This is a genomic window from Williamsia sp. MIQD14, from assembly GCF_051025635.1.
Classification (GTDB): domain Bacteria; phylum Actinomycetota; class Actinomycetes; order Mycobacteriales; family Mycobacteriaceae; genus Williamsia_A.
Genome location: NZ_JBPFDG010000005.1, coordinates 492,377 through 510,331 on the forward strand (window position 1 = coordinate 492,377; position 17,955 = coordinate 510,331).

Sequence of the window (17,955 nt, forward strand, 5' to 3'; positions counted from 1 at the left end):
GGGTCCGCGAAGTGAACGAAATGCAGGTCAGGCGCTCGGTATCGAGTCCTGTTCCTTCTTGTCGTTCGATTTCGCCTTGATGAGGCTGGCCACCGTGGTGACCACCAGGACACCGACGATGATGCTCAGCGACAGCCCTGTCGAGATCTCCGGGACCTTGATGTGCTCGCCACCGTTGAGGAACGGCAGCGTGTTCTCGTGCAGTGCGTGCAGCACGAGCTTCACACCGATGAAGCCGAGGATGATCGACAGACCCCACGAGAGGTACACGAGGCGGTCGAGCAGGCCGTCGAGCAGGAAGAACAGCTGACGCAGACCCATCAGCGCGAAGGCGTTCGCGGTGAAGACGATGTAGGGCTCGGTGGTGAGGCCGTAGATCGCCGGGATCGAGTCGAGCGCGAACAGCACGTCGGTGAAGCCGATGACGATGAGCACCATGAGCATCGGGGTCGCGAGACGCTTGCCGTTGGCCTTGGTGAACAGCTTGTCGCCGTTGTACTCGTCGGTGGTGCGCAGGTACTTCTTGACGAACTTCATGATCGCGCTGTCCTCGTCGTCGTCCTCGTCCTCCGAGGCCGTGGCCTCGCGGATGAGCTTGACGGCGGTGTAGATGAGGAACGCGCCGAAGAGGTAGAACACCCAGCTGTAGGCGTTGATCGCGGCGGCGCCGACGGCGATGAACCCACCGCGCATGACCAGTGCCATCACGATGCCGAGCAGCAGCACCTTCTGCTGGTATTCACGGGGAACCGCGAACTTCGCCATGATGATGACGAACACGAAGAGGTTGTCGACCGACAGGGCCTTCTCGGTGATGAACCCGGCGTAGTACTCACCGCCGTAGGTGCCGCCCCACTGCCACCAGACGTAGCCGCCGAAGATCAGGGCGATGGTGATGTAGACCGCCGACCAGGCCCCGGACTCCTTGAGGGACGGGGCGTGTGGGGTGCGTACGTGGGCGAAGAAGTCGAAGATGAACAACCCCAGGATCACTACGAGGGTGATGATCCAGGTTGTCGCGGACACGTTCATGCGGCAAATCCTCCAGCTGACCGAACACGGGTGCCAGAGGTCTCTCCCGCCGTGTGGACGACCACACGGCCGACGTCCCGGAACGTCATACGAACCCGGTGATGGCACCGGCTCGATGACGAACGTATTGACGAGATCGCCGTGACAGGGATACTCCCCTCGAAAGCAAAATTTACTTTACCTTTGCCGTGGGGGGCTCGCCATTGTCGCAGGTCAGCGAGTTTGCGTTCCGGACAATTCAGTCGCCGACCGTCGCGCCGTTGATCGAGGCGATGACACCGGCGAGGTCTTCGGGCTTGACGAGGACCTCCCGGGCCTTCGAGCCCTCGCTCGGTCCCACGACGCCGCGGGTCTCCATCAGGTCCATGAGTCGACCGGCCTTGGCGAACCCGACACGGAGCTTGCGCTGCAGCATCGACGTCGACCCGAACTGACTGCTCACCACGAGCTCGATGGCCTGCAGCAGGTCGTCGAGATCGCCACCGATGTCGCCGTCGATGTCCTTGGAGTCCGACACCTTCTGCGCGGTGACGCCCTCCTGATATTGCGGATCGCCCTGTTCCTTCGCGAACTCGACGACCGCCGAGATCTCCTCGTCGGTGATGAACGCGCCCTGCATGCGGATCGGGCGGTTCGAGCCCATCGGGATGAACAGCCCGTCACCCATGCCGATCAGCTTCTCGGCACCGGGCTGGTCGAGGATGACCCTCGAGTCGGTCAGCGACGACGTCGCGAACGCCAGACGAGACGGGACGTTCGTCTTGATCAGACCCGTGACCACGTCGACCGACGGGCGCTGTGTCGCCAGCACCAGGTGGATGCCGGCCGCACGCGCCTTCTGCGTGATGCGGACGATCGCGTCCTCGACGTCCTTCGGCGCGGTCATCATGAGGTCGGCGAGCTCGTCGACGATGGCGAGGATGTACGGGTACGGCCGGTACACACGTTCCGATCCCAACGGCGTGCTGATCTCACCCGACCGGACCTTCGCGTTGAAGTCGTCGATGTGCCGGACGCGCGACGCCTTCATGTCCTGGTAGCGCTGCTCCATCTCCTCGACGAGCCACGCGAGGGCGGCCGCGGCCTTCTTCGGCTCGGTGATGATGGGCGTGATGAGGTGCGGGATCCCCTCGTAGGGCGTCAGTTCCACCATCTTGGGGTCGATGAGGATCATCCGGACGTCGTCGGGGGTCGCGCGGGTCAGCAGCGACACCAGCATCGAGTTCACGAAACTCGACTTGCCCGAACCGGTGGAACCGGCCACCAGGAGGTGCGGCATCTTCGCGAGGTTGGCACTCACGAAGTCGCCCTCGATGTCCTTGCCGAGACCGATCACCAACGGGTGCGCGTCTTTTCGGGTGCTCGGCGACTTGAGGACGTCGGCGAGGCGAACCATCTCACGGTCGCTGTTGGGCACCTCGATGCCGACCGCGGACTTGCCGGGGATGGGCGCGAGGAGCCGCACGTTGTCGGTGGCCGCGGCGTAGGCGATGTTGCGGGCCAGCGCGGTGATCTTCTCGACCTTGACGCCGGGCCCCAGCTCGACCTCGTAGCGCGTGACCGTCGGCCCGCGCGTGAAACCGGTGACGGCAGCGTCGATCTTGAACTGCTCGAGCACCGCGGTGATGCGGTCGATCATGTCGTCGTTGGAGGCGCTGCCCATCTTCGGCGGGTCGCCGTCGATCAACAACGACGCGGGCGGCAGACGGTAGTCGCCCTCGACGGTGCGCTCGACGAGTTCGGTGAAGTCGTCGGCCGCCGGGGCGGGGGCGGGCGGCGTCTTCTTCGGTGTGGCAGCGCGGCGCGGTTTCGCGACGACCTCGGTGGGTCGTGTGGCGAGCGCATCGGCCGGGTCGACGTCGGTGATCAGCGGTTCGGTCAGTGCCTCGTTCGCGGTCACCCCGGCGGGCCGACGCATGCGCGTCGTCGGTGCGGGGATCTCCTCGACGTCGTCGGGCGGGTAGTTCTCCCATGGGTCTCCGCCACGGCCCGTTGCGAACCCGGGGTCGTACCCGTCGTCGTCGAGATCGTCGAACCCGGCGGGTTCGTAGGCGTCGTGCCGCGCCGTGTGCCCCACGCCGAAATAGTCCGACGCGAGCGTGACGACCTCACGCACGGTCATACGTACCGCCAGCAGGATCCCGGCCAGGATGCAGACGACCAGGATGGGCACCGACACCCAGGCGGTGAGCCCGGTCGTCAGTGGCCCGGCCGCGGCGAAGCCGAGGAAGCCACCGGCGTCGAGGCGGCCGTCGAAGTCGACCGGGGCGCCGGCGACGAGATGCCAGATCCCCAGCACCGGCAGACCGATCAACGCGCACGCGCCGATGTTGCGGCCACGGCTGCGCGGGTCGGGTCCGCGGCGCATCAGCCGGACGGCGACGGCCGTGGCCAGCACGGGGACGACGACCGCGGCCGCACCGACGATGGCCCGCACGGCGGTGTCGATGAAGGCGCCGATCGGGCCGGCGGCGTGGAACCAGACGCCGACCGCGACCAGCACTGCCACGGCGATCAGCGCCAGGGCCGCTCCGTCGCGACGACGTCCCTCGTCGGAGGATCGATCGAACGGGGGCGGGGTCTCGCGTCGCGACCGGCGGACGGGCGCGTCATCGAACGCCTCGATGTCATCGGGGTCGTCGAGGTAGCCGTCGTCGACGAGGTCGTCGGCGAAGCGGGCGTCGGCGTGGTCACGATCGGGGTCGAAACGTTCCGGACCCAGTTCATCGGCGTAGCGGTCGTCGGAGTCGAGATCGTCGGCATATCGGTCGCGCACCCGGGATGTCCCCGAGCCGACGCGGGCGAGCCCGCCCACCCCGCGGGCGAGCAGGACCCAGCTGGTGCCCACTCCCCGACCGATCGCACGGACCACCGAACCGTGGTCTGCGGTCTGCTCCACCGCGGTGGCCCGGGTGGTGGCGGTCGCGCGCGACCGCGTCGTTCCCGCCGAGGCGGAGGTCGAACGTGAGGTGGCGCGACCCGACGTGGCCGATCGCGACGTCGCGCCGCGATTGCCGGTCGAGGACTTCGAGGACTTCGTCGCGGTGCCACCGGACTTCCGGGCGCCCGCCTTCTTCGCGGCTCCGCCACGGGTGGCAGTGCGGGTCGTCGCGGACGACGTCCCACCGGCTCGACGCGCCGAGGAACCCGACGAGGTGCGCTTCGCGGCCGCGCGGGAACCCCGGGCCGTGGACTTGGAGCTCATGCGCTCACCATAAACCGCATCAACCCCATACGCCTCGTGCACCTCACCGGCCCCATCGAAGGCGTGTCTCTATCGTGACCGAGCACGGTCGCGACGGACCCGAACCGGGTCCGGTGGGGTGGCGTCAGAGGCCGCGCTCGGACGCCTTCACCGATGCGACGGCGCCGGGATCGCCGTCGAAGGCCAGGTCGACCTGATCGCGACCGAAGACGAAGAGGACCAGTTCCCCCAGATCACCGGTGACGGTGACCGACGGACCCGAACCGGCGGTGAGCACCGTGGCACCGTCTCCGGTGGTCAGGGCGACACGCGCTCCTGCCGAACGCAGGCCCTTCTTGCCGATCATCGTGAGAGGGGCCATCAGCGCCGATTCCAGCGCCGGGTCGAGGACGCGCGGCGTCCACCCCGCCGACGCTCGGCGGACGTCCTCGTGGTGGACGAAGAACTCGGCCGGGTTGGCGAACCGATCGAGGACCGCGAACGGCGAGTACCACGGCGGGCCGGAAGCGAACTGATCGACGAGTCGGTCGTAGTCGCGCCGCGCGTAGGAGTTCTGCACGTGCTCGGTGTATCCCGCCAGCGGCGGGATCACGATGCCCGCGGACGCGTCGAGTCGCGCCTCGCGGACCACCATGTGGGCGGTCAGATCACGCGCGGTCCAGCCGTCGCAGAGGGTGGGGGCATCGGGTCCCACCGAACGCAGGGTCTCGGCGAGGGCGGCGCGTTCGGTGCGTGCAGCGGTCATCCCCCGAGCCTATCGACTCGCCGCGCCCTCGCGACCCCTGCGCTACCGCGGCGACTTCGCGCGCACCGACAACACGGTCGGCACGATCATGGGCCGGCGACGGTAGGTGTCGGCCACCCACTTGCCCACCACGCGACGGATCAACTGGGCGATCCGGTGGGTGTCGGTGACACCGTCGGCGGCGAGATCCGACAGCGACGAGTGGACCAGATCGGCCGCATCCTTGAGCGCCGCCGGGTCGTCGGAGAACCCGCGCCCCGACACCTCCGGGGGACTGATCAGTCGGCCGTCGACCGCGTCGATCACCACGGTGATGGCGATGAAACCGCCCTCTCCCAGCACCAGGCGCTCCGACAGGGTCGATTCGCCGACGTCACCGACCGACAGCCCGTCGACGTAGACGTACCCCACGGGCACGCGGCCGACGATGCTCGCGCGACCGTCGACGAGATCGACGACCACTCCGTCCTCGGCCAGCACCACCCGGTCGGGGGCGACACCGGTCGCCTCGGCGAGCGCGGCGTTGGCGCGCAGGTGCCGCCACTCGCCGTGCACCGGCATCGCGTTCGACGGTCGGACGGCGTTGTAGAGATAGAGGAGCTCGCCGGCCGACGCGTGTCCGGAGACGTGCACCTTCGCGCTCTGCTGGGTGACGACCGTGGCGCCTCGTTTGGCGAGTCCGTTCACCACCGCGAACACCGAGTTCTCGTTACCCGGGATCAACGACGACGCCAGCACGACGAGGTCGTCGGCCCGGATGTTGATCTGCCGGTGTTCGCCGCGCGCCATCCGCGACAGCGCCGAGAGCGGCTCGCCCTGCGACCCCGTGGACACCAGGACCACGCGGTGGTCGGGAAGCGATGCGGCGGCGTCCATCTCGACGATCACGCCGTCGGGGACGCGCAGATAATCGAGTTCCTGGGCGATCTGCATGTTGCGGACCATCGACCGCCCGACGAAGCACACCTTGCGGTCGTGAGCCGCTGCGACATCGACGACCTGCTGGATGCGATGCACGTGGCTGGCGAACGACGCCACGATCACCCGTTGCTTCGCCTTGCCGATCACGGTGTCGAGAACGGTGCCGATGTTGCGTTCGGGTGTCACGAACCCGGGGACCTCGGCGTTGGTGGAGTCGACGAGGAACAGGTCGACACCCTCGTCGCCGAGGCGGCTGAACCCGGCGAGGTCGGTGAGGCGACCGTCGAGGGGCAGCTGGTCGAGCTTGATGTCGCCGGTGTGCAGCACAAGACCGGCCGGCGTGCGGATCGCGACGGCGATGGCGTCGGGGATCGAGTGGTTGACCGCGAAGTACTCGAGGTCGAACGGCCCGAAATGAGAGCGCTCACCCTCGGTGACCTGCACCAGCTTCGGCCGCTGACGGTGCTCACGGCACTTTGCGGCCAGCAGGGCGAGGGTGAAACGCGAACCGATGACCGGGATGTCGCCGCGCAGTCGCAGCAGGAACGGCACGGCGCCGATGTGGTCCTCGTGGCCGTGGGTCAGGACGATCGCCTCGACGTCGTCCATCCGGTCCTCGATGTAGCGGAAGTCCGGGAGGATGAGGTCGACGCCGGGCTGCTGGTCCTCGGGGAAGAGCACGCCACAGTCGACGATGAGGAGCTTGCCGTCGTACTCGAAGACGGTCATGTTGCGACCGATCTCACCGATGCCGCCGAGTGCCACCACTCGTAATCCGCCGCGGGGCAGCTTCTTCGGCAGGCCGAGACGGTCGGTGACGTCGCCGACGGGCTGCGAGGCGACCTGCGGTGACCGGTCGCGACGGGGCTCCGACGAGCCGCCGCCACCGGATCCGCGGGAGTTCTTGCCGCGACGGCGTCCACCGCCGGAGGAGTCCGCCGACCGATTCGTGTCCTTCGACGCGGTGTCGTTCCCGGCGGGGCCGGACTTCTTCTGCTGGGGAGCCGACTTCTGTTGCGGCGGCGCGGCGTTCGTCTCCACCGGCGTCTCGGCGGCCTGGCGTTGCTCGTGGGCCGGCGGCGTCGGGGCCGCCGGTTCGGGTGGACCGCTGCGACGGGTCGCGGCGCGACGGCGACGCTTCGGGGCGGCCGACTCGCCCGCCGGTTGCTCGGGGCCGGTCACGAGAGCACCTGCGCTGCACGCAGATCGGCGATCAGCGACTCGATCTGCGGTCCGGTGGCCGGCATCTGCGGCAGGCGGGGTTCCCCGACGTCGAGGCCGGTGATCCGCAGTGCGGCCTTCACCATCGTCACACCGCCGAGCCGCCCCATCGCGTTCACCAACGGGATGAGCGAGAGGTTGATCTCCCGTGCACGAATCATGTCACCCTTTTCCACAGCATCGAGCAGATCTCTGAGCCGCTCCGGCACCAGGTGGCCGATCACCGAGACGAATCCCGACGCACCCACCGCCAGCCACGGCAGGTTGAGCGCGTCCTCACCGGACAGGTACTGCAGGCCGGCGTCGGCGATGAGCGACGCGGCGGAGTTCAGATCGCCCTTGGCGTCCTTGACGCCGACGATGTTCGGGTGCCGCGCCAGCTCCAGCAGCGTGCGGTGCTCGATCGGCACCACCGATCGCGGCGGGATGTCGTAGAGCAGGACGGGCAGGTCGGTCGCGTCGGCGATGGCCGTGAAATGCGCGAGCAGACCGGTCTGCGGTGGCCGCGAGTAGTACGGCGTCACCACCAACAGCCCGTGCGCCCCGCGCTTGGCCGACTCGACGGCGAACCGCACGCTCTCGGCGGTGTCGTAGCTGCCGGCGCCCTGGGTGATGCGCGCACGGTCGCCGACGGCGTCGAGCACCGCGCTGAGCAGGTCGAGCTTCTCGGTCACGGTGGTGGTCGGTGACTCCCCGGTGGTCCCCGAGATCACCAGGCCGTCGACCCCGCGGTCGACGAGATGGGTCGCGAGTTCGACTGCCCGGTCGAGGTCGAGGCTGCCGTCGGCGGCGAAAGGCGTCACCATCGCGACACCCACGGTTCCGAACGGATGCAGCCCGCGCTGCGTCTGGCCGCTGTTCATGGTGGTCAGGCTACCGTCCGGGGGTGGGCCCGAACCGCACAACCCACCTCCTCCCCGCGTCGCTCAGCTGTCGACGACGTACGGGGAGGTCGCGACCTCGGTGCCGTCGGCCAGGGTGCCGATCTCGAAATCGCCGAAGACGGTCGGAGCGATGCCCGACAGCTGCCGCAGACACTCGATCGCGAGTTGCCGGATCTCGACGTCGGCATGTTCGGTGGCTCGCATCCCGACGAAGTGACGCCAGGCACGCAGGTTGCCGCTGACCACGATCTTGGTCTCGGTCGCGTTCGGCAGCACCGAGCGCGCGGCCTGCCGTGCCTGCTTGCGACGGAGAATCGCATTCGGGACGTCGGCGAACTTGGCCTCGAGCGCCTCGAGCAGTTCGGAGTAGGCCGCACGTGCGGCGTCGGTGGCGGTCACGAACAGGTCCTCGAGTTCGGCGTCGCCGCGGATCGCCGGCGGTGGGACGACGTTCGAGTCGTGTTCGGGGACGAAGCGTTGGGACAGCTGCGAGTAGGAGAAGTGCCGATGCCGGATCAGTTCGTGTGTGCACGACCGGGAGATACCGGTGATGTAGAAGGTGACGGTCGCGTGCTCGAGGAGCGACAGATGGCCGACCTCGAGGATGTGGCGCAGGTATCCGGCGTTGGTCGCCGTACGCGGGTTCGGTTTGTCCCAGCTCTGGTAGCAGGCCCGGCCCGCGAACTCGACCAACGCCTCTCCCCCGTCGACGTCGGTCGACCAGGGGATGTCCTCCGGGGGGTGGAACTCGGTGTGCGCGATCATGTGCACCTGCAACGGAACCAACTGCGACACCTGACTGCACTCCTCGTATCTCTTCGCCGGCCCGACGGGTCGAACCAGGTCCGATTGTCCCGTGCCGCCCCGGGACGTCGTCCGCGGGTGCCGGATGTCGGAGGTGTTCAGCGCAGCGCGCGCGTGAGGTGACCCGCGAGGTCGCCCCGCCCCCCGGAGTCGGTACCCCCGATCACGACCCCGTCCATCCCCAACCACTGCGCCATCGATCGCAGGTCGGCGGCGAGGCGGGTGGCGACATGATCGCGGTCGACCCCGTCCTCGGAGAACGCACCGAGCACCCGCAGCACCCCGGCGGATCGATCGGTCTTGAGGTCCACGCGGGCGGGTATCTCCTCGTCGAGCAGATACGGGAACACGTAATAGCCGTGTACGCGTTGCGGTTCGGGAACGTAGATCTCGATGCGGTAGTGCATGTCGAACAGGCGGTGCAGCCGGGGTCGGAAGAACACCAACGGATCGAACGGGGCGAGCAGGGCCGATGCCGTCACCCGTCGTGGGGTGCGGGCACCGGGATCGAGATAGGCGGTGCGGTCCCAGCCCGCCACGGTCACCGGCGTCACCTCGCCCGCGTCGACCAGTTCGGCGACCGCGCGGCGCGCGTCGGCGACGGGCAGCCGGTAGTAGTCGCGCAGGTCGGTCTCCGTCGCGATGCCGAGCGCACCGATCGACCGCCGGACCAGCTCGCGGACGGCGACGTCGCGGTCGATGGCGGTGTTCGCGAGGTCCGGACCGACGATGTTCGACGCGAGGTCGTAGTGACGCGCGAAGTTGCCCCGCCGGATCGCGGAGAGGTCTCCGGCGGCGAGCATCACCTCGCACGCGTGCTTCACCTCGCTGCGATCCCACCAGCTCCCCCGACGCGGTTGGTCGCGGCGGCGGCCGAGGAGCTCCTCGAGCTCGCCGCCGGTGGTCGGCCCCCGCTCGGCGAGGACGCGTGCGATCTCGACGCGCAATGCTGTGCGGTCGGCAGACTCGGTCACGGGGTTGCCGTAACGGCCGTACCGGTAGTCGTCCATGCGCCAGCCGAACAACGGCCAGTCCTCGACCGGGATCAGTGCGGCCTCGTGCGCCCAGTACTCCGCGAGCATTCGCGGTGCCCGGACGGTCGAGTCGGCCGCCGCGCGGTCGAGCAGCGCCGGGTCGTAGGGACCGAGCCGGCTGAACAGCGGCATGTAGTGCGCGCGGACCACGATGTTCACCGAGTCCATCTGCAGGAAGCGGATGCGTCCGAGAACGCGTTGCAGGTGCCGGCGGGTGACCGCCCCGGTGGGTGCCGGGTCGGCGAAACCCTGTGCTGCCAGAGCGATCCGACGCGCTCGGGCGATGGGGAGGGCGGCCGCGCTCACGACGTCGTCGACGCGGGTGTCGACCCGTCGGATCGCAGCCGGTACTCGAGGAATCGGAACCGCAGTCCACTCGACGACACCTGCCACACACCGGCGTGGGTGGCCACCCACCGTTCCGGGTCGATCTCCGGGGCGTGGGCATCGGCGCCGTCGACGTCGACATCGATCTCGGTGACGTGCAGCATGTCGGCGAACGCCAGTGCGGCGTCGTAGATCTGGCTTCCGCCCATCACCATGACCGTGTCGTCCGGGCCGACGTCGGTGTCGAGTGCGTCGCGCAGGTCGTGGGCGACGACCGCCCCGGTCGACGACCAGGTGCGGTCGGTGGTCAGCACGACGTTGACCCGATCGGGCAGCGGACGAAACCGTTCGGGAAGCGAGTCCCAGGTGGCGCGACCCATCACCACACGGTGTCCGCGGGTGAGATCACGGAAGTGCCGGGCGTCCTCCGGCACGCGCCACGGGATGGTGTTGTCGCGCCCGATCGCCCGATCGTTGCCCTGCGCCCAGATCAACGCGACCGTCATACGGCGACGGGTGCCTTGATACCGGGGTGATGCTGGTAGTCGACGACCTCGATGTCGGAGAACTCGTAGTCGAACAACGACTCTCGCGGGGCGAGCCGCAGGGTCGGGTACGGGAAAGGGTCGCGGGAGAGCTGCAACTGCACCTGGTCGACGTGGTTGTCGTAGATGTGACAGTCGCCGCCGGTCCACACGAACTCGCCGACCTCGAGGCCCGCCTGCGCGGCCATCATGTGCGTCAGCAGGGCGTAGGACGCGATGTTGAACGGCACGCCGAGGAACAGGTCGGCGCTGCGCTGGTAGAGCTGGCACGAGAGCCTGCCGTCGGCGACATAGAACTGGAAGAACGCATGGCAGGGCGGCAGGGCCATCTGCGGGATCTCCCCCACGTTCCACGCCGAGACGATGTTGCGGCGCGAGTCGGGATCCGACCGCAGGAGCGCCAACGCGTTCGAGATCTGGTCGATGTGCTCACCCGAGGGCGTCGGCCAGCTGCGCCACTGGACGCCGTAGACCGGCCCGAGGTCGCCCGAGGGGTCGGCCCACTCGTCCCAGATCGTCACGCCGCGTTCCTGGAGCCACCGCACGTTCGAGTCGCCGCGCAGGAACCACAGCAATTCGTAGAACACCGACTTCACGTGCACCCGTTTGGTCGTGATGAGCGGGAAACCGGCCGCCAGGTCATACCGGAGCTGATGCCCGAACAGGCTGCGCGTCCCGGTACCGGTGCGGTCGGCCTTGGGTGTCCCCTCGGCCAACACCTTCGCCAGCAGGTCCTCGTACGGGGTGTCGATCACGGGTCGAGTCTAGGACTCCCCGCCGACGACGGCGCGCAGGCCGTTCAACCCATCAACTGCGCGGCGACGACGCCGCCGAGTTCGTGACATGCCGCGAGGGAGTCGGCGTCCGGTTTGTTCGACGCGATGACGTGTTCGGAGACGCGGGTCCAGCCGAGTCCTGTGGTGATCGAGTCGATGGCCCGGATGGCGCCCTCGGCGCCCTCGTTGCCGTGCAGATAGGCCCCGAACGGGCGGCCCCGGGTGGCGTCGAGGATCTGGTAGTAGCTGGTGTCGAAGGCGTGTTTGAGGGCGCCCGCGATGTAGCCGAGGTTCACCGGACAACCGAGTACGTATCCGTCGGCCTCCAGGAAATCCGACGCGCTGACCGACAGTGCGGGTCGGCGGACCACCTCGACGTCGGTGATCTCGGGGTCGGTCGCCCCGGCGAGGACCGCCTCGAACATCGCCTGGGTGTGCGGCGAAGGGGTGTGGTGCACGATGATGAGTCGAGAGGTCACTTCGACGGTCCGTCGTGCTCGACCTTCTCCTGCGCGACAGCACGTTTCATCATCTCGCGAGCGCGGGATCGGTCACCGGCGAAGTCGTAGGCGCGGGCGATGCGATAGGTGTTGCGCCAGTTCTCGGGGTCGGCTTCCCACTCGGTCTTCACCGTCGCGAACAGCTCGTCGGCGGCATCGCGCTCGAGGCGGCCCGAGGGTCGCCGAGGTAGGTCGGAGACGTCGAGTTCGCGCCCCTCCTCACGCATCCGCCGGCCCAGGCGCTGATGGGCGATACCCGCACGCACGGTCGTGAACGCCATCCACACACCGAGGAACGGCAGGATCAGCACCCCGACTCCGAGGCCGATCCCGACCACCGAACCGTCCTGGATCAGCTGGACCCCGCGGACCCCGAGCAACCCGATGTAGAAGGCCAGCAGGATGAGGATCACGACTATGACTCCCACGATCGGCCGTGCGTCGCGTGAGTAGAAGTCGCGCTTGGAACGCTCGCCCATCACCCCGCCCTACAGGTCGAGCAGGTCGTCGAGGCCGACGGTGAGACCCGGCCGGTCACCGATCTGACGCACACCGAGGAGCACACCCGGGGCGAACGAGGTGCGGTCGAGGGAGTCGTGTCGGATGGTCAGCGTCTCCCCCTCCGTACCGAGGAGCACCTCCTGGTGCGCGACGAGCCCGGCGAGCCGCACCGAGTGCACGCGGACCCCGTCGACGTCGGCACCGCGGGCGCCGTCGAGCGAGGTCGTCGTCGCATCGGGCATCGGTGGCGTACCGGCGTCGGCGCGGGCCTCGGCGATCATCCGGGCGGTGCGGTAGGCGGTGCCCGACGGTGCGTCGGCCTTGTGCGGGTGGTGGAGCTCGATGACCTCCACCGAGTCGTAGAACCGGGCCGCCGCCGCCGCGAAACGCATGCTGAGGACCGCGCCGATCGCGAAGTTGGGGGCGATGAGCACGCCGACACCGGGAGCGTCGTCGAGCCACCCGCGGACCTGCTTGAGACGGTCGTCGTCGAACCCGGTCGTGCCGACGACGGCGTGGATGCCGTTGCCGATGAGGTACTCGAGGTTGTCCATCACCACCGACGGGTGGGTGAAGTCGACGACGACCTGCGTGCCGGAGTCGACCAGCGACGACCGGTCGTCGTCCTTGTCGACGCCGACGGTGAAGGTCAGGTCGTCGGCGGCGGTGACCGCATCGACGATCGCCTGACCGACCTTGCCGCCACTCCCGAACACCCCGACGCGCAGTCGGTCACCACCAGCCATGACGACCATGATCCCCTAGCCCGGTCAGGTGGCGCGCAGCAGGTCCGCGCACTTCTCGGCCATGGCCATCACCGAGATGTTGGGGTTGACCGTCGGCAGTTTCGGCATCGCCGAGGCATCGACCACCCGCAGGCGCTGCGTACCCCGGACACGCAGTTGCGGGTCGAGGACGGCCATCGGGTCGGCGTCGGTACCCATCTTCGCAGTCGCCGCCGGGTGATAGACGGTGTTGTGGGTCTTGTGCATGTAGTCGACGAGGTCCTCGTCGGTCACGGCATCGGGGCCGGGTGCGAGTTCCCGGGCGATCCACGGCCGCAGCGGTTCCTGGGCCGCGATCTCGCGGGCGAGGCGGATCCCGGCGAGCATCACCGTCTCGTCGTGGTGGCCGGCGTCGGTGAAGTAGCGCGGATCCACCCGTGGCCGGTCGCGGAAGTCACGGCTGCGCAGCCGCACCGTTCCGCGGGACAGGCCCTGCGTGACGTTCGGGGTCAGGCAGAACCCGTTGTCCGTCGTCGGGTATCCCCAGCGCAGGGTGTTCATGTCGAACGGCACACTGCCGTAATGCATCATCAGGTCCGGTAGGCCCAGGGCGTCGGTCTCGGGGGAATGCCCGGTCGAGGCGAACAGGCCGATCTCCCACCACTGACTCGACGTGGTGACCATGGGCTGCGCCGCCTCCCAGAACACGAGCCCCTCAACGTGATCGTCGAGATTCGAGCCCACCCCAGGGGAGTCGACTCGCACATCGATGCCCATCGAGCGCAGATGGTCGGCCGGACCGATTCCCGAGAGCATCAGCAGTTTCGGGGTGTCGATGGCGCCGGCGGTCACGATGACCTCGCGGTCGGCGCCCACCACGTCGAACCCGGTGAGGTCGGGGCGCTGGTAGCGGGCACCGATGGCGGTGGTGCCCGCGCCGTCATCACCGTCGAACAGGATCTCCTGGGCCCAGCAGCCGGTGCGGACCTCGAGGTTGGGCCGCGTGCCGATGATCGGGTGCAGGTAGGCGTGGGATGTCGACATCCGCAGGCCGTCCTCACCGGCGTTGATCTGGAACCATCCGGCGCCGGTGCGCACCGTCTCGCCGCGGTTGAACCCCACGGTGGGTAGGCCCGCGGCGGCAGCCGCGTCGAGAACTGCCGCGCCGCAGGGATCCTCGGCGGGGATGTCGCGCAGGCGCACCGGCCCGTCGTGTCCGTGGTCACCGGGGGCGTCGTTGTTCTCCAGCCGCCGCACCAGCGGGTGCACGTCGGCGGCACCCCACCCGGTCAACCCCATGCGTTCCCACTCGTCGAGGCTCTCGGCGGGCGGCCAGAAGGCGATGCAGGAGTTGTGCGAGGAACACCCACCGAGCACCTTGGCGCGTGCGTGCCGCATGAAGTCGTTGCCGCGCTCCTGCGGTTCGATCGGGTAGTCCCAGTCGTATCCCGAGTCGAGCAGGTGCATCCATTCGCTCAGCACCAGCACGTCGTCGTTGCCGACGTCGGTGGGGCCCGCCTCGATGAGACAGACGGTCACCTCGGGGTCCTCGCTCAGACGGGCGGCGAGCGCGCATCCCGCCGTACCGCCGCCGACGATGACGTAGTCGAACCGGCCCGCGGTCACCGCGGTGTCGTGCAATGGGTCGGCCATGTGGTCAGACTCCCTCGGGTCCGCGGAACGGTTCGGCAGTCACGGCGTCGGACTTCGTCTCCGACGCATGCGATCTCAGGGTCCCCATGCCCCGACTGCCGACGGTGAAGTACCAGATCAACCCGACGCCGCCGATGACGCCGATGTAGAGGAACGCGGCCCAGGTGTTGTACCAGCCGAATCCGTAGACCGCCGTGCGCGGCCAGGCCAGGTTCAGGGCCATGCCGATACCCCACACGACGGCGACGATGTTCACCGGCAGACCCCAGCGGCCCATCGAGAAGTAACCGCCCTCCTTCAGATCCTCGGGTGGCCACTCGCCTCTGAGTCGTTTCAGGAGCAGCGGTCCGGTGACCATCAGGTACGCGATGTAGATCATGATGATCGCCACCGAGGTCAGAAGCAGGAAGATCGTCGGCTGATTGATGTTGATGACCAGGATGAGGATCGACAGCACACCGATCAGCACGGCCGGGATGACCGGGGCCTGCGTCTTCGGGTGGACCCTGGCCAGCGACTCGCCGAAGGGCAGTGCGTTGTCTCGGGCCATGGCGAAGGTGAGCCGGATGGCCGCGGTGTGCACCGCGAGGGTGCACACGAACACCGCCACGACGATGCACATCAGGAAGATCTTGCCGACCGGGCCGTACATGACGTCGAGAACGATCTGTTGGAGCCCACCCTGGACGCCGAGCGCCGGGTCGGACAGGTTGGGAGCGGCCAGGATCGCGAACACCAGGATCGCGCCGCCGATGACGAACGAGGCCAGGATCGCGCGCAGGATGGCCGTCGGTGCGGTCTTGCGGGGGTTGACCGTCTCCTCGCCGAGCGATGAGGCGGTGTCGAACCCGTACATGACGTAACCCGATGCGAGAGAGGCGATGAGGAAGGCGCCCAGATATCCGCCGCTCTCACCGGCCCCGTACCCGTTCGTGGAGAAGAACACCGCAGGCGTGCGCTCGATGTTGAAGGCGAGGATCACCGCGATGAGGACCGCGGCGATGAGTTCGATGAATACCCCGGTGCTGTTGATGATCGACATCAGGCGGACACCGAAGGCGTTGATCGCCGTGGTGACGACCACCAGGATCGATCCCAGCAGAACGGCGTTCGACGGCGAGACCACGGCCAGGTCATCAGACCCGATGAGGCGGAAGCCACTCCAGATCTTGGGCAGCGTCGAATCGATCGCGAGCACCACCGCCGACATCGTGACGATCGACGCCGTGAGCATCATCCAACCGGAGAACCACCCGACCACCTTGTTGCCCAGGATCTTCGCCCAGTTGTAGACCGACCCGGCGATCGGATACTTCGCGGCCAGTTCCATGAAACACAGTGCGACGGCGAGCTGTCCGACGAACACGATGGGCCAGCTCCACAGGTAGGCCGCACCGGCGGTGCCGAACCCGAAGTAGAAGAGCTGGAAGGTGCCGGTGAGGATGGAGATGTAGCTGACACCCGCGGCGAAGCTGGCGAACTTGCCGATACTGCGGTCGAGGCTCTCCTTGTAGCCGAAGTGTTCCATCCCGTTGTCGGGATCGACGGATTTCTCGATGGTCATGGCAACCCCTTACCTCGGTATCGACTACTGGGGGAACCAGCCGGCCGGCGGCGCGGTGGTGTTGGTCCAGATGTGTTTGAGCTCCTGGTATTCGGCGAGTCCGGACGGTCCCAGCTCGCGACCGTTCCCGGAGCGGCCGAAGCCACCCCACTCCGCGGCCGGGGTGTAGTAGCCGAAGTCGTTGACCCACACCGTGCCGTGTCGCAGGCCGCGCGCCATGCGTTCGCCGCGTGCGGCGTCCGCGGTACGGACGCCGGCGGCGAGGCCGTAGGCGGTGTCGTTGCCGAGCTCGAGGGCCTGCGCCTCGGTGCTGAACCGTTCGACGGTGAGGATCGGGCCGAAGGTCTCCTCGGAGACGATGCGCATCGTGCGGTCGCAGTGGTCGAACACGGTGGGTTCGAAGAAATATCCGTCGGCCAACCGCGGAGCGGATGCGCGGTGGCCCCCGGTGACGAGGGTGGCCCCCTCGGCGACACCCACGGCCACGAAGTCGGTGATCTTGTCGAGTTGCTGCGCCGACACGAGCGGTCCGGTGAGGCTGGCCGGATCGACACCGGGTCCCATCGGGATCCGGCCCGCGCGGTCGGCGACGGCGGCGACGAGGTCGTCGGCGACCGATTCCTCGACGATCAGGCGGGTGCCCGCCGAACACACCTGACCCGAGTGCAGGAACACCCCGGTGAGGACCTGATCGACCGTCGCCGCCATGGCCTCGGGGGTCGCGCACGCATCGGCGAAGACCACGTGCGGGTTCTTGCCGCCGAGCTCGACGAGAACCCGGGTGATGTGTTCGGCGGCGGTGCGGCCGATGACCTTCCCGGTCGCGAGTCCACCGGTGAAGGAGATGAGATCGACGTCCGGGTCGTCGGTGAGCGCGGGACCGAGGTCGGATCCGGCGCCGAGCACGAGGTTCACGACACCGGCGGGAACGCCGGCCTCGGCGATGAGCCGGGTCAGTTCGATCGTCGACAGCGGGGTGACCTCGCTGGGCTTGAGGACCATGGTGGCGCCGGCCGCCAACGCGGGGGCGATCTTCCAGGAGATCTGCAGAAGCGGGTAGTTCCAGGGCGCGATCATCACGCAGACACCGACCGGTTCGGCGACCACCCGGCTGATCACCGCCGGGTTGCCGACGTCGACGAGGCGGTCGGCGGTGGTGGTGACCAGGTCGGCGTAGTAGCGGAACACCGACACGACGTCGGTGATGTCGATTCGACTCTCCGCGAGCGTCTTCCCGGTGTCGCGGGTCTCGATCAACGCGAGCGACTCGATGTCGCGCAGGAGCAGGTCGGCGATGCGGTCGAGGAGCGCCGACCGGTCGGCGGCGGTCGTCGACCGCCACGACGAGTCGTCGAAGGCGGTGCGCGCGGCGACGATCGCCGCACGGACGTCCGCCGCCGACGCCTCGTCGACCGACCGGATCACCGTCCCGTCGGCCGGATCGATGCAGTCGCGGGTGCGGCCGGATGTCGCCGCGGTCCACGCGCCGTCGATGAAGAGGTCACTCACCTCCCCATC

The 17,955-nt window shown here is 68.3% G+C and carries 15 protein-coding genes; all 15 read right to left on the reverse strand.

Annotation, left to right across the window (positions count from 1 at the left end):
* Positions 1 to 27 precede the first annotated feature (27 nt).
* A complete protein-coding gene (locus ACQ7HM_RS19765; RefSeq protein WP_434217932.1) occupies positions 28 to 1,032 on the reverse strand; it encodes a TerC family protein in 1,005 nt (334 codons plus the stop codon).
* Positions 1,033 to 1,270: 238 nt separating this feature from the next.
* Positions 1,271 to 4,237, reverse strand: a complete 2,967-nt coding sequence (locus tag ACQ7HM_RS19770; RefSeq protein ID WP_434217933.1) for a DNA translocase FtsK — start codon at positions 4,235 to 4,237, stop codon at positions 1,271 to 1,273.
* Between the two features lie 124 nt (positions 4,238 to 4,361).
* Complete coding sequence (locus ACQ7HM_RS19775) at positions 4,362 to 4,982, reverse strand: TIGR03085 family metal-binding protein (protein WP_434217934.1); 621 nt, start codon at positions 4,980 to 4,982, stop codon at positions 4,362 to 4,364.
* 42 nt (positions 4,983 to 5,024) lie between these two features.
* Positions 5,025 to 7,085, reverse strand: coding sequence for a ribonuclease J (locus ACQ7HM_RS19780; RefSeq protein WP_434217935.1), 2,061 nt, complete (start codon positions 7,083 to 7,085; stop codon positions 5,025 to 5,027).
* Positions 7,082 to 7,987, reverse strand: a complete 906-nt coding sequence (gene dapA, locus ACQ7HM_RS19785; RefSeq protein ID WP_434217936.1) for a 4-hydroxy-tetrahydrodipicolinate synthase — start codon at positions 7,985 to 7,987, stop codon at positions 7,082 to 7,084. The genes ACQ7HM_RS19780 and dapA overlap by 4 nt, the downstream gene beginning before the upstream one ends.
* A 63-nt stretch (positions 7,988 to 8,050) precedes the next feature.
* A complete protein-coding gene (thyX, locus tag ACQ7HM_RS19790) occupies positions 8,051 to 8,803 on the reverse strand; it encodes an FAD-dependent thymidylate synthase (protein WP_434217937.1) in 753 nt (250 codons plus the stop codon).
* A gap of 107 nt (positions 8,804 to 8,910) precedes the next feature.
* On the reverse strand, positions 8,911 to 10,152 hold the full coding sequence (locus tag ACQ7HM_RS19795; RefSeq protein ID WP_434217938.1) for a winged helix-turn-helix domain-containing protein: 1,242 nt from the start codon (positions 10,150 to 10,152) through the stop codon (positions 8,911 to 8,913).
* On the reverse strand, positions 10,149 to 10,679 hold the full coding sequence (locus tag ACQ7HM_RS19800; RefSeq protein ID WP_434217939.1) for a dihydrofolate reductase: 531 nt from the start codon (positions 10,677 to 10,679) through the stop codon (positions 10,149 to 10,151). Before ACQ7HM_RS19800 ends, ACQ7HM_RS19795 begins: the two co-directional genes overlap by 4 nt.
* On the reverse strand, positions 10,676 to 11,473 hold the full coding sequence (locus tag ACQ7HM_RS19805; RefSeq protein ID WP_434217940.1) for a thymidylate synthase: 798 nt from the start codon (positions 11,471 to 11,473) through the stop codon (positions 10,676 to 10,678). Before ACQ7HM_RS19805 ends, ACQ7HM_RS19800 begins: the two co-directional genes overlap by 4 nt.
* A gap of 44 nt (positions 11,474 to 11,517) precedes the next feature.
* Positions 11,518 to 11,919, reverse strand: a complete 402-nt coding sequence (locus ACQ7HM_RS19810; protein WP_434217990.1) for a flavodoxin family protein — start codon at positions 11,917 to 11,919, stop codon at positions 11,518 to 11,520.
* Between the two features lie 50 nt (positions 11,920 to 11,969).
* Positions 11,970 to 12,473 carry a hypothetical protein gene (locus ACQ7HM_RS19815; RefSeq protein WP_434217941.1) on the reverse strand — a complete coding sequence of 168 codons (504 nt, stop codon included), beginning with the start codon at positions 12,471 to 12,473 and terminating at the stop codon, positions 11,970 to 11,972.
* 9 nt (positions 12,474 to 12,482) lie between these two features.
* Positions 12,483 to 13,241, reverse strand: a complete 759-nt coding sequence (gene dapB, locus ACQ7HM_RS19820) for a 4-hydroxy-tetrahydrodipicolinate reductase (RefSeq protein WP_434217942.1) — start codon at positions 13,239 to 13,241, stop codon at positions 12,483 to 12,485.
* 24 nt (positions 13,242 to 13,265) lie between these two features.
* The gene (locus ACQ7HM_RS19825; RefSeq protein ID WP_434217943.1) at positions 13,266 to 14,873 is read right to left on the reverse strand and encodes a GMC family oxidoreductase; all 1,608 of its coding nucleotides are present in this window, start codon (positions 14,871 to 14,873) and stop codon (positions 13,266 to 13,268) included.
* 4 nt (positions 14,874 to 14,877) lie between these two features.
* Positions 14,878 to 16,437 (reverse strand): APC family permease, encoded by a 1,560-nt coding sequence (locus ACQ7HM_RS19830; protein WP_434217944.1) that lies wholly within the window; start codon positions 16,435 to 16,437, stop codon positions 14,878 to 14,880.
* 24 nt (positions 16,438 to 16,461) lie between these two features.
* The gene (locus tag ACQ7HM_RS19835; protein WP_434217945.1) at positions 16,462 to 17,946 is read right to left on the reverse strand and encodes an aldehyde dehydrogenase family protein; all 1,485 of its coding nucleotides are present in this window, start codon (positions 17,944 to 17,946) and stop codon (positions 16,462 to 16,464) included.
* Between the last annotated feature and the right edge of the window lie 9 nt (positions 17,947 to 17,955).

Coding starts and splice junctions, on each gene's coding strand:
- ACQ7HM_RS19765 (WP_434217932.1), bottom strand. CDS start 1,032: ATGAACGTGTCCGCGACAACCTGGATCATCACCCTCGTAGTGATCCTG.
- ACQ7HM_RS19770 (WP_434217933.1), bottom strand. CDS start 4,237: ATGAGCTCCAAGTCCACGGCCCGGGGTTCCCGCGCGGCCGCGAAGCGC.
- ACQ7HM_RS19775 (WP_434217934.1), bottom strand. CDS start 4,982: ATGACCGCTGCACGCACCGAACGCGCCGCCCTCGCCGAGACCCTGCGT.
- dapA (WP_434217936.1), bottom strand. CDS start 7,987: ATGAACAGCGGCCAGACGCAGCGCGGGCTGCATCCGTTCGGAACCGTG.
- ACQ7HM_RS19800 (WP_434217939.1), bottom strand. CDS start 10,679: ATGACGGTCGCGTTGATCTGGGCGCAGGGCAACGATCGGGCGATCGGG.
- ACQ7HM_RS19810 (WP_434217990.1), bottom strand. CDS start 11,919: ATGTTCGAGGCGGTCCTCGCCGGGGCGACCGACCCCGAGATCACCGAC.
- ACQ7HM_RS19815 (WP_434217941.1), bottom strand. CDS start 12,473: ATGGGCGAGCGTTCCAAGCGCGACTTCTACTCACGCGACGCACGGCCG.
- dapB (WP_434217942.1), bottom strand. CDS start 13,241: ATGGCTGGTGGTGACCGACTGCGCGTCGGGGTGTTCGGGAGTGGCGGC.
- ACQ7HM_RS19825 (WP_434217943.1), bottom strand. CDS start 14,873: ATGGCCGACCCATTGCACGACACCGCGGTGACCGCGGGCCGGTTCGAC.
- ACQ7HM_RS19830 (WP_434217944.1), bottom strand. CDS start 16,437: ATGACCATCGAGAAATCCGTCGATCCCGACAACGGGATGGAACACTTC.